Genomic DNA, 14,069 nt, shown 5'->3' with positions numbered 1-14,069 from the left:
TATCATGTCGCTTAATTTAGATGAAGCCAAAATCACCGCTGAAGTATTGACCACGGCGCTGCCTTATATTCAGCGCTATGAAGACAAGCTGATTGTGGTCAAATACGGCGGCAATGCCATGACCGACCCTGAGCTTGAAAGCTCTTTTGCCCGCGATATCGTTTTGCTAAAAACGGTCGGTATGCACCCTGTCGTGGTGCATGGCGGTGGTCCACAAGTGGACAGCTTGCTCAAAGAGCTGGGGCGTCAATCTGACCGCATCGATGGCATGCGCGTGACCGATAAGAGCACCATGGATGTCGTCGAGATGGTACTGGGCGGCAGCGTCAACAAATCGATTGTCAATCTGATTAACAAGCACGGCGGACGCGCTATCGGTCTGACGGGCAAAGACGCCAATCTTATTCGCGCCAAAAAAATGCTGATGCAAAAAATCGGCGCAGATGGCAGCACGCAAGCGATTGATTTGGGCTTTGTCGGCGATGTGGTCAGCGTCAATGAAGAAGTGATTCGTATGCTGATTTCATCCAACTTTATCCCTGTCATCGCCCCGCTCGGTGTCGATAACGAAGGCAATACCTACAACATCAATGCCGATCTTGTGGCAGGTAAAGTGGCAGAATTTTTAAAAGCAGAAAAACTGATGCTGCTGACCAACATCAAAGGCGTGCTTGGACGTGATGGCGAAGTGGTCACAGGGCTGACCCCTAAAAAAGTCGATCAGCTGATTGAAGACGGTACGATTTCAGGCGGCATGATACCCAAGATTCAATGTGCGCTGGACGCGGTGCGTGGCGGTGTCAAAAGCGCCATCATCGTTGATGGTCGTGTGCCGCACGCGACCTTGCTAGAAGTCTTTACCAATGAAGGTGTGGGCACGCTTATCAGCCGCGATGTGGACTCGGCGCTGAGCTAAACCCAGCACACAACTTTTTCACCATCATGAGGAAATTATGGCAACTTGGCTTTGGACAGTACTGTTTGCCGTATATAGCCTCTACGCTTGGTGGATTATCGGCTATGGCGGTGCAAGATGGATAGAGGGCTGGAAGTCTTTTTTTCTGATTGACTGGTTTGCCCTCGACTGGAGTGCAGAGCAAATCCGCTTGTACGTGCTGATTATTTGGCTGTTTGGCACAGTCTGGTTTGTACTTGGGCTTATCTATCCTGCGCTAAGGGGCTATTAAAATACCTGAAAACGCCTGCGCTAAATACTGTCGTCATAAAAAAGGTCGTTATCCATGATGGGTAACGACCTTTTTTTATTAATGTAAATCGCTTAATACACACAAAAATCAACGGCGCTGTGATGGCTGTTGCCATAAACCTTGACGTAATGATTGCCCTTACGTTTGGTATAAAAGCTGGTGTCTGCCCCATAGCGGTCGCCTTCCAAGCGCTGCTTGCCGTCTGAGGCATACGCTACGCTGATTTGGTCATCACCGATATTACTGACCACCAAATTTTGTTGTGGACTGAGCCACAAGCGGAACACTTTGCCGTCTTGTATATCACCGGCAAAGCTACCGCAGTAGCTGTCTTTAGGAAAGGTGATTTTGGTGCTGCTCTCGGCAGCGTGTGCGCTAACGCTGCCAAACGCCATGATTAAGGCAGCGGCTGCCATACTTTTAATAGATAATGTTGTCATAAATACCTCTACTGTACTGATATGCTGATGGCTTGCCTTTATCATAAAGCAAACATACTTTTAGCATTATTATAGGCGTCTATTAAACAAATATCTATTAATACACCGTTATTTCACACAGCAATTATTGACCAAACACATCCTGATATTGCGCTTCATCATAGCCGCACAATAGCACTGTCTGCCCTTGGTACGCGCCTTCACAAATCGGACGCTTAATCATGCTGGTATTGTCAACCAATAAGTCAATAGCGGCATCTTCGCTCGCATCAGCAGCCGCTTTTTGTTCGTCCTCTAACTTGCGCCATGTGGTTCCGCGTTTGTTGAGCACTTTATCGATACCCAAATCCGCGACCCAGCGCTGTACAGTAGCTTTATCAATGCCTTGTTTTTTATAATCATGAAAGTCATAACTGACGCCCAGCTCATCCAGCTTGGTAAACGCTTTTTTCATGGTGCTGCATGATTTGATGCCGTAGATGGTGATGCTCATAAGTATTCCTTTTTTTATCAAAAATAGGTTTTGGGGGTTGGTTCAATGTTGATTAAAGTGGCAACGAGTATACCCAATTATGCTGATGCAACCAATCAAGCGCCCCAAACGCGCTGATAATAACGCCGTCACATACCGCGCTTGGCTCACAGCGGATACACCGCAAAGCATCGCAATTTTTAGCAAAGTAAGCTATCCTATGACATTATCAAATTCACCCTTTTTTTGTGTTAATTATTCTGAGCCGACAATGAGCAATTCAAGCACCCAAGTACCCCATTCCGCAAGCAGCAATCACGAACAATACCAGCCGCAGCACATCGAAGCGGCGCAGCAAGCCAAGTGGGCTGATGATAAGCGTTTTGAAGTGGACAACACGCCAACAGACAAGCCGACCCGCTATATGCTGTCAATGTTCCCGTACCCCAGCGGCAAGCTGCACATGGGGCACGTGCGTAACTACACCATCTCAGATGTGTTAAGCCGTTATTATCGCCTCAAGGGTTTTGAGGTCATGCAGCCAATGGGCTGGGATGCGTTTGGCTTGCCTGCCGAAAACGCCGCGATTGCCAACCAAACGCCGCCTGCCGAATGGACGTTTGCCAATATTGACAACATGCGCGCGCAATTAAAACTGCTCGGTCTGTCTATCGACTGGTCACGCGAATTTGCCACCTGTAGCCCTGAGTATTATCAGTGGGAGCAATGGCTGTTCTTGCAGCTGTACAAAAAAGGTCTGGTGTATAAAAAGCTCTCGACCGTCAACTGGGACCCTGTCGACAATACCGTACTTGCAAACGAGCAAGTCGTCGATGGTAAAGGCTGGCGCAGCGGCGCACCTGTCGAAAAGCGCGATATCCCGATGTATTACTTTAACATCACCGACTACGCGGACGAGTTACTCGACGACTTAGACCAGCTGGAAGGTCACTGGCCGCCAGAAGTCATCACCATGCAGCGCAACTGGATTGGACGCAGCGCGGGTATGGAAGTGCACTTTCCATACGAGCTTGAGGGCGAAAGCAATACCCTAGACGTGTTCACCACCCGTCCTGATACTTTGATGGGCGTCTCTTACGTCGCGGTCGCCGCTGAGCATCCGCTTGCCCAGTACGCCGCCGAGCGTGATGACGTGATTGCCCAGTTCTGCGCCCTGTGCAAAAAAGGCTCGGTCGCGGAAGCTGACCTTGCCAAAGCCGAAAAAATCGGTATGGACACAGGCTTGACCGTCACCCATCCATTGACGGGCGAAAAGGTTGCGGTGTGGATTGCCAACTACGTGCTGATGAGCTACGGCTCAGGCGCGGTCATGGCAGTGCCTGCGCACGATGAGCGCGACTATGAGTTCGCCAGCAAATACAACTTGCCTATCAAACAAGTCATTGAGATTCCTGATGGTTATTTTGACGGTGCAGAAGATGGCGACTCAAAAGCCTATACCGAGCGCAATACCTTGGTCAATTCAGGCGAATTTGATGGCATGGACTTTGAGCAAGCCTTTGACGCGATGCTCGGTAAGCTTGAGCCACAAGGTCTTGCCAGTAAAAAAATCCAATTCCGCCTACGTGACTGGGGCGTATCGCGCCAGCGCTACTGGGGCTGCCCCATCCCGATGGTCAACTGTGAGCACTGCGGCACCGTACCTGTCGATGAAAAAGACTTGCCTGTCGTCTTGCCAACCGACGTCGTTCCTGATGGACGCGGCAACCCGCTAAAAAACCGCCCTGATTTTGTGAACACCACCTGTCCAAAATGTGGCAACGATGCCGAGCGCGAGATCGATACCTTTGATACCTTTGTCGAGTCAAGCTGGTACTATGCGCGCTTTGCCAGCCCGAACGATACCGAGCACATGGTCAACAAGTCTGCCGCCAACAAATGGCTGCCTGTCGACCAATACGTCGGCGGTGTTGAGCACGCGGTCATGCATTTGCTCTATGCGCGTTTCTTCCACAAACTGATGCGTGATGAAAACTTGGTGTCAGGCGATGAGCCGTTTGCCAATCTATTGACCCAAGGCATGGTCTTGGCGGGCACGTTCTACCGCCGTAATGACGATGGCAGCACCACCTATTACTTTGCCAATGATGTGGACATCGAATACAGCGAGCGCGGGCAGCCGATTAATGCCACGCTAAAAGCAGACGGTCAGCCTGTGACCATCGGCAAAATCGAAAAAATGTCAAAGTCAAAGAACAACGGCGTCGACCCGCAAACCACCATCGACCAATATGGCGCAGATACCGTGCGTCTGTACACCCTATTTACCGCCCCTGCTGACCAAACCCTAGAATGGTCAGATGACGCGCTAAAAGGACCGTACAACTTTGTGAAAAAAGTCTGGCGTATCGCGACCGACCATTTGGCAGCGCTGGATAATGCAGGCGCGGATGTGAGTAGCCTGAACGCAGCGACCCCAAGTGTGGATGGTCTGAGCAAAGCGGCTAAAGACTTGCGCCGCAAAACGCACGAGACCATTGCGAAGATTGACAATGACTTGGGCGAGCGCTTGGCATTGAACACGCCCGTATCGAGCCTCATGGAATTGGCAAACGAGCTTGGCGGCTTTAAACAGCAAAGCGCACAAGACTTGCACGTCCAGCATGAAGCCCTTATCGCGCTATTGACCATGCTGACCGCTTATGCGCCGCACGTGGGCGAGCATTTGCTTGAGCGTTTATGTCTCGATACCCAAGCCCTCAGCTACCCTGCCCTTGACGACAGCGCTTTGGTACAAGACACCATCACCATGGTCGTACAGGTCAATGGCAAGATGCGCGGAAAAATGGAAGTCGCCCCTGACAGCGACAGCGAGAGCATCAAGGTTCAGGCGCGCAGTCTGGAGAGTGTGGCAAAATTCATAACAGGCGATATCAAAAAAGAAATCGTCGTGCCCAATAAGCTGGTGAACATCGTGGTTGCAGGCTAAGCCCTGTACGGATGCACAAACAAGGATGGCGAATATGTCAAAGCAAAGTAAGTCGCAGCCTGCCGCTGTGTTACGTCTGGTCGGCGCTATGCTCTATAGCGCCCTGCCCTTAGGGGCTGTTGTGGTGGCGGCGGGCAGCTTGAGCGCTTGCGGCTTTCATTTGCAAGGCTATCAAGCGCCCATGAACTTTGAGGCGAAGCAGACAGCGATTGTCATTAATGATGACCGCACCTCTTTTCCCTTAAAGTTGCCTTTAACGCGTCGCTTAGAGTCTTTGGGCGTCGATGTGGTAGACAGCTTGCCTTTGGTTGAGAACAACGTCTCAACCGAGGATGCCACGCGCCTTTTGGGCAGTAAAGATAGAGCGACCATCACGGTAGAAAACGTGCGCTTTAAGCGTTATGAGTTGGTCGGCGTACTGACTGAGATTCGCTTGGTACTCTCAGCGGATGTGACTTACAACACCATCCAAAACGGCAAGCCTGTGACTTTGACCAACCCGATTCAGGTCACACGCAGCTATCAGTATAATGAGGCGTCCGTCAGTACCGATGACCAGCAAGGCGAGCAGATTCGCGACTGGCTCTATGACAGCCTAGCGCAGCGCATCACCGACCAGTACGTGGCGATTGGCTTACCTGCCGTTCAGCAGTCACGCGCTGCCGCTGGGGCTGCCACACCTGTGGTAGTCGCCCCCACGCCATAGACGGATTGTTACCTTTTTTATGGCACAGACCTTTATTCATAGCTATCCACAGCTCCTAAAACCTGACTTACAGGTCGCAGGACTGTGGCTGGCGCATGGCGATGAGCCGCTGTTACAGCAGTGGATTATTGCCGCCCTACGCCGCCACTGGCAGCAGCAAAACTACACCATCACGCGCATTGAGCTGACCTCATCCAAAAGCTGGCAAGAGGTGCTCTCCGAGCTTGGCAGTCTGTCGCTGTTTGATGATGCCAGCGCGCTGATTGTCACGGGCAATCACAAGCCTGATAAAGCGACCATCGCCGAGCTGGTACGTTTTGCCCAAGCTGCCGCCAGCGGTGAGCAAAGCCACAGCTTACTTTGGCTACTGCCCAAGCAAGACCGCCGCGCCCAAAGCGCCGCTTGGTTTGCGCCTTTTACTCAGTATGGGCAAGTGATTGATTGCCAAGTCTATGACGAGCGCGCCCGCCAGCAGATTTTGCAGCTGCAAGCCGAGCGCTTTGGGCTGCGTTTGTCGCAGGACGCGTGGCAACTGCTGATGTCTCATACTGAGCAAAATTTGCTGAGCGCTTATCAGACCCTTTGGCGACTCTCTTACTTGTTCGCGCCCGCACTGGCGGACAAGGCCGCTGCCGCCGACCAGCCAAGCGCCCATCCGCCTGCAGTTGCCCTAGATATTCACGACTTACAGGCCGCGCTGGTCAGTGACGCGCAGTTTAGCGTCTTTGACTTGTCTGATGCCATGCTCGCAGGCGACGCCAAACAAGTCGTCAAAATCTTTTTGCAATTAAAGTCCGTCGATGAGCCTCCGACCTTAATACTGTGGGCGATTAGCAAAGACATGCGCCATATCATGGCGCTGCAGGACGGCAAAGACCCACAAGCGCTGGGCATTTGGCGCAGCAAACAAGGGCTGTATATGAACGCCATGCGCCGCCATACGCCCGCCAGTACTGCCGAGTGGTCAACGCTGATTTATCGTTGCGACGCCGCTATCAAAGGCATTTTGCGTCAGCCTGCGTGGGAGCTGCTATTACAAGCCGCACTGGCATTGACGGGTACGACACTTTTTTATGCGACCTAGTTGTTATTGTGCTGATCAGCAAGGCTTACTTTGAGCCTCTATGTTTTATCATCACTCGCTGCCCTTAATTGCTTTATTTTCCCTGCCAATGTCTGCCGCTTAACTTTTCGCAAACTAATTCTCATTCCCTTTTAGCGAACAACCCTTTACCATGAGGGCTTTAGATTTATGGTTATGGGGCGGTGGTCATGCGAAAGCTAAACAAAAAAACGGCAATCAAATGGGGGATTGCCGCGCTTGTCGTGCTGGTACTGGGTGTCCTCGCTTATCAAAAACTAAAACCCAAAGCCCCTGAGCCCAATTATCTGACCGCCAAAGCCGAAATGGGTGACATTGAAAACAGCGTCATGGCATCGGGCAAGGTCAAAGCGCTCAATACCGTTGAGGTCGGCGCGCAGGTCTCAGGCGAGGTCAAACGCCTGTACGTCGATGTCGGTGACCAAGTCCAGCAAGGCGATTTGATTGCTCAAATTGACCAAGTCACGCAAAAAAACACCTTAGACAACCAGCAAGCCAGCCTTGAGCAGAGTTCCGCAGCATTGCAAAGCGCACAAGCCGAGGTGCTGAGCAAACAAGCCAGCCTGAAAAGCGCTTATGCTGATTTGGCAAGTCGGCAATCGGAGCTAAAACAAGCACAAGCCGATTTTAGCCGCTTAAAGTCGTTGGTCGCCATCGATGCCATCAGCCAGCAAGAGTACGACACCCAAGGCACGGCTGTCGAGACCGCGAAAGCCGCTGTCGCCAATGCCCGCGCTGCGATTGACAATGCCAAAGCCGCACTGGTGACCGCCACTGCCAATATCCGCAGCCAGCAAGCCGAACTGCGCAAGTCACAAACCAACGTCAATACCGCACAGCAAGACTTGGGCTACACCACCATTCGTGCGCCGATGTCGGGCACCGTGGTCTCTATCACCACCGAGCAAGGCAGCACGGTCAATGCCAATCAGACCGCGCCGACCATCGTTACCCTCGCTGACTTATCCACCGTGCGTATCAATGCGCAAATCTCCGAAGCCGACGTGATTAATGTCCAAGCAGGGATGCCCGTATATTTTAATATCATTGGCAATCCTGAGCAAAAATTTGACGCGACGCTAAAGGCGATTGAGCCTGCGCCCGAGCAAATCAGCGACACCAGCTCGACCGACACCGCCATTTATTATATTGGCTATCTTGAAGTGCCCAATCCTGAGCGCCGCTTTCGTATCGATATGACCGCGCAGGTGTATGTCGTGATTGACCAAGCCAAAGACACGCTATTGATACCCGCAACCGCCCTAAAAAACAGCAAAACCGACGCCAGCGGCAAAACCACTGCTACGGTACGCGTGCTGCAAGCGGATGGCATAGTAAAAGAACAGCCTGTCACCGTGGGTATCAATAACCGCGTGGATGCGCAAATCTTAACGGGGCTACAAGCAGGCGATGAGATTATTTTAAGTGAAGACAATGGCGCTGATAAAAAAGGTGGCGGTCGTCCGCCCTTCTAAAACGCAGCCGCTACAGCAAACCACAGTGTCCAACGACAAAACCTACCTGAACAGTGATGACCACAGATGGTTGATATAACTACCCAACACACGCCCCTTGAGTCTCACGACGCACCGCCCTTGATGCAGCTGACAGGCGTCATCAAGGAGTTTCGCGCAGGTGAGCAGATGATGCGGGTGCTGCACGATATTGACCTGACCATCTATCAAGGCGAGATGGTCGCCATCATCGGGCAATCAGGCTCAGGCAAATCGACCTTGATGAATATTTTGGGCTGCTTAGACAAGGCGAGCGCGGGCGATTATAAAATCTATGGCAAATCGGTCAATCAACTCGAAGCCGATGAGCTGGCGACCTTGCGCCGTGAGCATTTTGGCTTTATTTTTCAGCGATATCATTTGCTCGGCGACATCACTGCCCGCGACAATGTCTCGGTGCCCGCGGTCTATGCAGGCATGGATAAAGAAGCGCGCAGCGAACGTGCCGAGCGTTTGCTTGGTGATTTGGGTTTGGCAGAAAAAGTTGGTAACCGCCCAAACCAGCTCTCAGGGGGACAACAGCAGCGCGTCTCTATCGCGCGCGCCCTGATGAATGGCGGCGAGATTATTCTTGCCGATGAGCCGACAGGCGCGCTTGATAGTCAATCTGGCAAAGACGTGATGCAAATCTTGCAGTCGTTAAACGAGCAAGGGCACACCATCATCATGGTGACGCACGACCCCAATATTGCTGCGCAAGCCGAGCGCGTGATTGAGATTAAAGACGGCTACATCATTGATGATTATCACAATGAGCACTATCAGCACAGCACGCAGCAGCCCGAAGCCATCTTAGCGCAGCATAAAAAAAGCCGCCTTGGCAGCTTCATTGACCGTCTGCTTGAAGCCTTTAAAATGTCGCTGCTTGCCATGCGCGCGCACAAAATGCGCACACTGCTCACGATGCTGGGCATTATCATTGGTATTGCCTCGGTGGTCTCAGTGGTCGGCTTGGGTAAAGGCTCACAGCAGCAGATTTTGACCAATATCAGCGCCCTTGGTACCAATACCATCACCGTCACCGACGGCTACCCATGGGGCGACCCGAGGCGCAGCTATAATGATGACAACTTAACGCCAGAGGATGCCAATGCCGTTGCCGCGCAGCCCTATGTGGTCAGTGTCAGCCCTCAATTGGATGGCAGCGCTGCCGTGCGCTATCGCAGTATCCAAGAGTCCGCGACCATCAGCGGTGTGGGTGAAGATTATTTAGGTGTCACGGGCGAAACGCTCGCGCAAGGACAGGCGTTTGACGAGCAAAGCATCTTACGGCGCATGCAGGATGTGATTTTGGATGACAATGCCAAAAAGACCTTTTTCCCAGATATGGACGACCCCATCGGTGAAGTCTTACTGATTGGCGCTGTACCTGGGCGGGTGATTGGCGTGCTTGCGCCCAAAGACAGCGGCTTTGGTCCCAGCTCCGACTCCCCGACCATCTATATGCCCTACACCACCGTCATGTCGCGCATCGAGGGCAGCGCGTATATTGAGCGCTTTGTGGCACTGATTGACGAGAGCATCTCGTCATCAGCGGCAGAGTCTGCCATCTCGCAGCTGATTGAAGAGCGGCACGGTGCGGATGATTTTCGCGTGCGCAACTCCGACTCGATTCGCCAGACCATCGAGTCCACCACCTCAACCATGACCTTGTTGGTGTCCTCGATTGCCATTATTTCTTTGATTGTTGGCGGTATTGGCGTTATGAACATCATGCTGGTATCGGTCACCGAGCGCACCAACGAGATTGGCGTACGCATGGCGGTCGGCGCACGCCAAAGCGACATTATGCAGCAGTTTTTGATTGAGGCGATTTTGGTCTGTGTCTTGGGCGGTCTGCTCGGTATTGGGCTGGCGTTTGCCATCGGCGAGCTGATTAACAGCGTGGCGGGTGACAGCTTTCAGGTCATCTACTCACCCACCTCTATCATTGCCGCCTTTGTCTGCTCGACCCTGATTGGTATCATCTTTGGTTTCTTGCCCGCACGCAACGCCGCCAAACTTGACCCCGTCGACGCCTTATCGCGTGATTAGGGCAAAATCAGGGGCAACTATAACCAATATTACGGCAGACTAAGAAAAAAAGCGGTTTTTTGCAAAAAAGGGCATTTTTTTTAAAATGAGGGTTGCATTCCTCATAATTATCTATATACTATGCTCTCACGTTTAGGGATACAGAACTTCTTAAACGAGAAAGAAAAGTTAGGGCCGATAGCTCAGTTGGTAGAGCAGTTGACTTTTAATCAATTGGTCCCGCGTTCGAGTCGCGGTCGGCCCACCACCTTTTCTTTCACACCATTTTAGGGCCGATAGCTCAGTTGGTAGAGCAGTTGACTTTTAATCAATTGGTCCCGCGTTCGAGTCGCGGTCGGCCCACCATATTTAAGAAAGCCCAGTCATATTAATGATTGGGCTTTTTTTTCGTCTGTTATTTCTTCTCTGGTTATCACAAGCTTTGTACTAGTAAAGCATTTAACCAAATATCGGTCGCTTGCCTGCCCGCCATAATAGCTTGTGCATCACCGTGTCTTTTATGGTGCGCCGTTCTGTGGGCGCATTGGCAATCAGCGTATCAAAGGTCGGCGCATCAATCGCCAGCTCGCGCCCGTGTGCCATCATCACATTACTCGGCTGCATGTCTTTGATTTTTTGTAGCGACGCGGCATACGCAGGCGGACTGTAAATCGGAAATGGCGCAACAAACTTATGCCGCAATTTAATAATTAAATCGGCAGTATACACTTGGCGGCTGGGCAGATGTAACAGCGATAAGTCGCGGTCGGTATGCCCAGGTGTCTCAAGTACCAACCAATCGCTAAAGTCAGGGATGTTGTCACCCTCGCTCACCGTCACATCAGGATACAGATGCGCGGGATACCAGAGGTTTTTAAGCTTGCGCTGTTGCCGATGCGCGACATAATACGCGAGCCCCGTATCAATCAGATGCATCATTTGCCCGCCGATACCTGCATACCATTGCCGCGACTTTTCTGCCGATACAATACGGCAGCCTGTGGCTTTTTTAAGCGCGTTTGCGCCGCCTGCGTGGTCAGGGTGCATGTGCGTCACCATCACGACTTTGAGCTGGCTTATCGGGCGCTGTAGCGTGTCTGTGATGTACGCCAGCACCATCGAGACATCAGCACGGCAGCAGCCATCGAGCAGCAGCAATTTATCAGTATATACCGCCAAATAAATGCTTTGAATATAGCCGTCCAAGCGCACAATCTTATCTAAGCTCATGAGTCATCCTTGAGTTTTCGTTTATTGCTGCATTTTCGAAGTCCAAGGCGTTACCTTGTATAAGGGTTCAATCCTCTTTGGCACTGCTTATACCAATAATCCTGCGTCAATCCCTTACCTTGATTGTAGTACAGCAACCTGCGCAGAGCGTGACTTTCAATGAACGCTTGTACTCCGTTTACCCATTGCAATTGCTTATTTGGGCGGTTTGCTCATATTTTAGGCATAAAAAAACCCAGCGCTTAGGCTGGGTTTCTCATCAAATATTTTTTATCTATTACATATCAATTTTATGTACCAATTACGCAAGGTCACGTACCTTTGGCTCACGCTCCCACAGACGGGTTTTGGCGTTTTCAATAAAGCCATCGACATCATCAAGTGGCGTGACGAAGCTGTCTTTTTCAATAGGCAGCTTGCTCAAGATATGCTCTTCCGTCGCAGGGCAATACGCAATGGCTTTGCAGTGTGCATAAGCATCATTGAACCAGTCTAACGCAGCGCTGTCCATTGCCAATTTCTTAGCAGGTGGATGCATAATGATGCTAACAATCGCATCAAAGAGCACGGATGGCGCGCCAGCCAAGCGTTCATCCGTTTGGATACGCGTGCCGTCATCGAGCGTGACTTCTTTGTTCGGCGCGACGATTTTCACACTTGCACCTGCTTCTTTCGCCGCAGTCTCAAACTTTTTGACTTCGCTGTGGCTCGAGCCTTCAGCGACCAAAATACCAACCAAGCGCCCCTCTAGGTTCTCTGGCGATAAACCAATGGTTTGTACCGCTTTTGAGGTGCCCAAGTCTTGTACAGGCGCTGCTGCGTCCGCTGGCTCTGGCAAGTCCATACCCAGTGCAGTCGCTACGCGTTCTGCCAAATCGTCATCGATATGCTGCAAATGACCGAGCATACGCGTGCGTACGTGTGCGGTATCGACTTTACCCAGCTCAAAAGCATACGCTGAGGCAATGTGCGCTTGCTCAATCGGCGTCTGGCTACGATAGAACAGACGTGGCTGGCTGTAATGGTCAGCAAAGCTTTCTGCGCGGATGCGACCTTTTACATTGTCATCAAGCTGTTCGGCGAACGACTGATAGCCTTTTTTGCCGCCTTCACGTGGCATATCAGGGTCGAGGCTTTGTGGCTCATAGGCAACGCGACCTTTGGGCACTTGCATTTGCATATGACCATCACGCTGCATATTGGCAAACGGACATTTTGGCGCATTGATTGGAATCTGCGCAAAGTTCGGTGAGCCTAGACGTGACAGCTGAGTGTCTAGATAGCTGAACAGACGACCTTGCAATAATGGGTCATTGCTGTAGTCGATGCCTGGTGGCACGTGCGATGGGCAAAAGGCAACCTGCTCGGTCTCGGCAAAGAAGTTATCAGGATAACGGTTAAGCACCATTTTACCGACGATTTTTACAGGTACCAATTCTTCAGGAATCATCTTGGTGGCGTCAAGGTGGTCAAACGGAAATTCTGCCGCCTCTTCTTCGGTGAATAGCTGCACGCCAAATTCCCACTCTGGGTACATGCCGTTATTAATCGCTTCGAACAAATCACGGCGATGATAATCAGGATCCGCGCCTGAGATTTTGACCGCTTCGTCCCATGTGGTTGACTGTACGCCGAGTACAGGCTTCCAATGGAAACGCACAAAGGTACTCTTGCCTTCTTTGTTCAGCAAGCGATAAGTATGGATACCAAAGCCTTCCATCATACGTAGGCTGCGCGGTAGACCACGGTCACTCATCAGCCAAATCAGGTTGTGCATGGTTTCAGGGCTTAAAGACACAAAGTCCCAAAACGTATCGTGTGCAGATGCCGCTTGCGGAAAACCGCGGTCGGGCTCTGGCTTGACCGCATGAATCAAATCTGGAAATTTAATGGCATCTTGGATAAAGAAAATCGGCATATTGTTGCCGACGATGTCCCAGTTGCCTTCTTCGGTGTAGATTTTTACCGCAAAGCCGCGCACGTCACGTGGCGTATCTTTTGAGCCAGTGCTGCCCGCTACGGTTGAAAAACGGGTGAATAGTGGCGTTTGCTTGCCCGTCTCGGTCAAGACTTTTGCAGTGGTGTATTCTTCTAACGACTCGGTCAACTCAAAATAACCGTGCGCCGCGCTACCGCGAGCATGAACGATACGCTCAGGAATACGCTCATGGTCGAAATGATTGATTTTTTCGCGCAATACAAAGTCTTCTAACAGCGTAGGACCACGGCTGCCTGCTTTGAGCGAGTTTTGGTTGTCGCCAACAGGTACGCCCTGCTGCGTGGTCAACACCTTGCCGCCTTGCTCGGCACCTTGATGCGTCTCGCCGCCGTTGCCGCGTGTTGGGTTCATGTTTTTGGCGGGGTCGGTATGATCAATATTCTTGTTCATAATGGTTCCTAGCTTATGGTTATTTATCGTTGTTCCAATCGTTTT

The 14,069-nt window shown here is 51.4% G+C and carries 11 protein-coding genes and 2 tRNA genes; 9 read left to right on the top strand and 4 right to left on the bottom strand.

The window, feature by feature from the left end; genetic code table 11:
* Positions 1-4: 4 nt before the first annotated feature.
* Positions 5-916: an acetylglutamate kinase gene (gene argB / locus JMW05_RS09645; RefSeq protein ID WP_201505053.1), complete on the top strand. Its 912-nt coding sequence runs from the start codon at positions 5-7 to the stop codon at positions 914-916.
* A gap of 37 nt (positions 917-953) precedes the next feature.
* A complete protein-coding gene (locus JMW05_RS09640) occupies positions 954-1,187 on the top strand; it encodes a hypothetical protein (protein ID WP_201505052.1) in 234 nt (77 codons plus the stop codon).
* Between the two features lie 92 nt (positions 1,188-1,279).
* On the opposite strand, the gene JMW05_RS09635 is transcribed toward JMW05_RS09640, so the two are convergent.
* Positions 1,280-1,648 (bottom strand): hypothetical protein, encoded by a 369-nt coding sequence (locus JMW05_RS09635; RefSeq protein WP_201505051.1) that lies wholly within the window; start codon positions 1,646-1,648, stop codon positions 1,280-1,282.
* A gap of 124 nt (positions 1,649-1,772) precedes the next feature.
* A complete protein-coding gene (locus JMW05_RS09630) occupies positions 1,773-2,141 on the bottom strand; it encodes a Spx/MgsR family RNA polymerase-binding regulatory protein (RefSeq protein ID WP_201505050.1) in 369 nt (122 codons plus the stop codon).
* A 250-nt stretch (positions 2,142-2,391) separates the two neighbouring features.
* Here JMW05_RS09630 and leuS point away from each other — a divergent pair, with 250 nt between their 5' ends.
* From leuS to JMW05_RS09595, 7 genes are all read left to right on the top strand, one after another.
* Positions 2,392-5,070, top strand: coding sequence for a leucine--tRNA ligase (gene leuS / locus JMW05_RS09625; protein WP_201505049.1), 2,679 nt, complete (start codon positions 2,392-2,394; stop codon positions 5,068-5,070).
* A gap of 34 nt (positions 5,071-5,104) precedes the next feature.
* A complete protein-coding gene (locus JMW05_RS09620) occupies positions 5,105-5,776 on the top strand; it encodes an LPS-assembly lipoprotein LptE (RefSeq protein ID WP_201505048.1) in 672 nt (223 codons plus the stop codon).
* Between the two features lie 19 nt (positions 5,777-5,795).
* Positions 5,796-6,860 (top strand): DNA polymerase III subunit delta, encoded by a 1,065-nt coding sequence (gene holA / locus JMW05_RS09615; protein WP_201505047.1) that lies wholly within the window; start codon positions 5,796-5,798, stop codon positions 6,858-6,860.
* Between the two features lie 188 nt (positions 6,861-7,048).
* Positions 7,049-8,353 carry an efflux RND transporter periplasmic adaptor subunit gene (locus JMW05_RS09610; protein WP_201505046.1) on the top strand — a complete coding sequence of 435 codons (1,305 nt, stop codon included), beginning with the start codon at positions 7,049-7,051 and terminating at the stop codon, positions 8,351-8,353.
* 66 nt (positions 8,354-8,419) lie between these two features.
* Positions 8,420-10,426, top strand: a complete 2,007-nt coding sequence (locus tag JMW05_RS09605; protein WP_201505045.1) for a MacB family efflux pump subunit — start codon at positions 8,420-8,422, stop codon at positions 10,424-10,426.
* 171 nt (positions 10,427-10,597) lie between these two features.
* Positions 10,598-10,673 (top strand) — tRNA-Lys (locus JMW05_RS09600).
* 22 nt (positions 10,674-10,695) lie between these two features.
* Positions 10,696-10,771, top strand: a tRNA-Lys gene (locus JMW05_RS09595).
* Positions 10,772-10,864: 93 nt separating this feature from the next.
* Here JMW05_RS09595 and JMW05_RS09590 read toward each other — a convergent pair.
* Positions 10,865-11,635 carry an MBL fold metallo-hydrolase gene (locus JMW05_RS09590; protein ID WP_201505044.1) on the bottom strand — a complete coding sequence of 257 codons (771 nt, stop codon included), beginning with the start codon at positions 11,633-11,635 and terminating at the stop codon, positions 10,865-10,867.
* Between the two features lie 301 nt (positions 11,636-11,936).
* Positions 11,937-14,024: a catalase gene (locus tag JMW05_RS09585; protein ID WP_201505043.1), complete on the bottom strand. Its 2,088-nt coding sequence runs from the start codon at positions 14,022-14,024 to the stop codon at positions 11,937-11,939.
* Between the last annotated feature and the right edge of the window lie 45 nt (positions 14,025-14,069).

The organism is Psychrobacter aestuarii (assembly GCF_904846035.1).
Lineage (GTDB): Bacteria > Pseudomonadota > Gammaproteobacteria > Pseudomonadales > Moraxellaceae > Psychrobacter > Psychrobacter aestuarii.
This window is presented reverse-complemented; position numbering and strand designations above follow the sequence as displayed.

What these genes read in the sequence shown, in the direction of transcription:
- JMW05_RS09605 (WP_201505045.1), top strand. Translation starts at nt 8,420, where the DNA reads ATGGTTGATATAACTACCCAACACACGCCCCTTGAGTCTCACGACGCA.
- JMW05_RS09620 (WP_201505048.1), top strand. Translation starts at nt 5,105, where the DNA reads ATGTCAAAGCAAAGTAAGTCGCAGCCTGCCGCTGTGTTACGTCTGGTC.
- holA (WP_201505047.1), top strand. Translation starts at nt 5,796, where the DNA reads ATGGCACAGACCTTTATTCATAGCTATCCACAGCTCCTAAAACCTGAC.
- JMW05_RS09585 (WP_201505043.1), bottom strand. Translation starts at nt 14,024, where the DNA reads ATGAACAAGAATATTGATCATACCGACCCCGCCAAAAACATGAACCCA.
- argB (WP_201505053.1), top strand. Translation starts at nt 5, where the DNA reads ATGTCGCTTAATTTAGATGAAGCCAAAATCACCGCTGAAGTATTGACC.
- JMW05_RS09640 (WP_201505052.1), top strand. Translation starts at nt 954, where the DNA reads ATGGCAACTTGGCTTTGGACAGTACTGTTTGCCGTATATAGCCTCTAC.
- JMW05_RS09630 (WP_201505050.1), bottom strand. Translation starts at nt 2,141, where the DNA reads ATGAGCATCACCATCTACGGCATCAAATCATGCAGCACCATGAAAAAA.
- JMW05_RS09610 (WP_201505046.1), top strand. Translation starts at nt 7,049, where the DNA reads ATGCGAAAGCTAAACAAAAAAACGGCAATCAAATGGGGGATTGCCGCG.
- leuS (WP_201505049.1), top strand. Translation starts at nt 2,392, where the DNA reads ATGAGCAATTCAAGCACCCAAGTACCCCATTCCGCAAGCAGCAATCAC.
- JMW05_RS09635 (WP_201505051.1), bottom strand. Translation starts at nt 1,648, where the DNA reads ATGACAACATTATCTATTAAAAGTATGGCAGCCGCTGCCTTAATCATG.
- JMW05_RS09590 (WP_201505044.1), bottom strand. Translation starts at nt 11,635, where the DNA reads ATGAGCTTAGATAAGATTGTGCGCTTGGACGGCTATATTCAAAGCATT.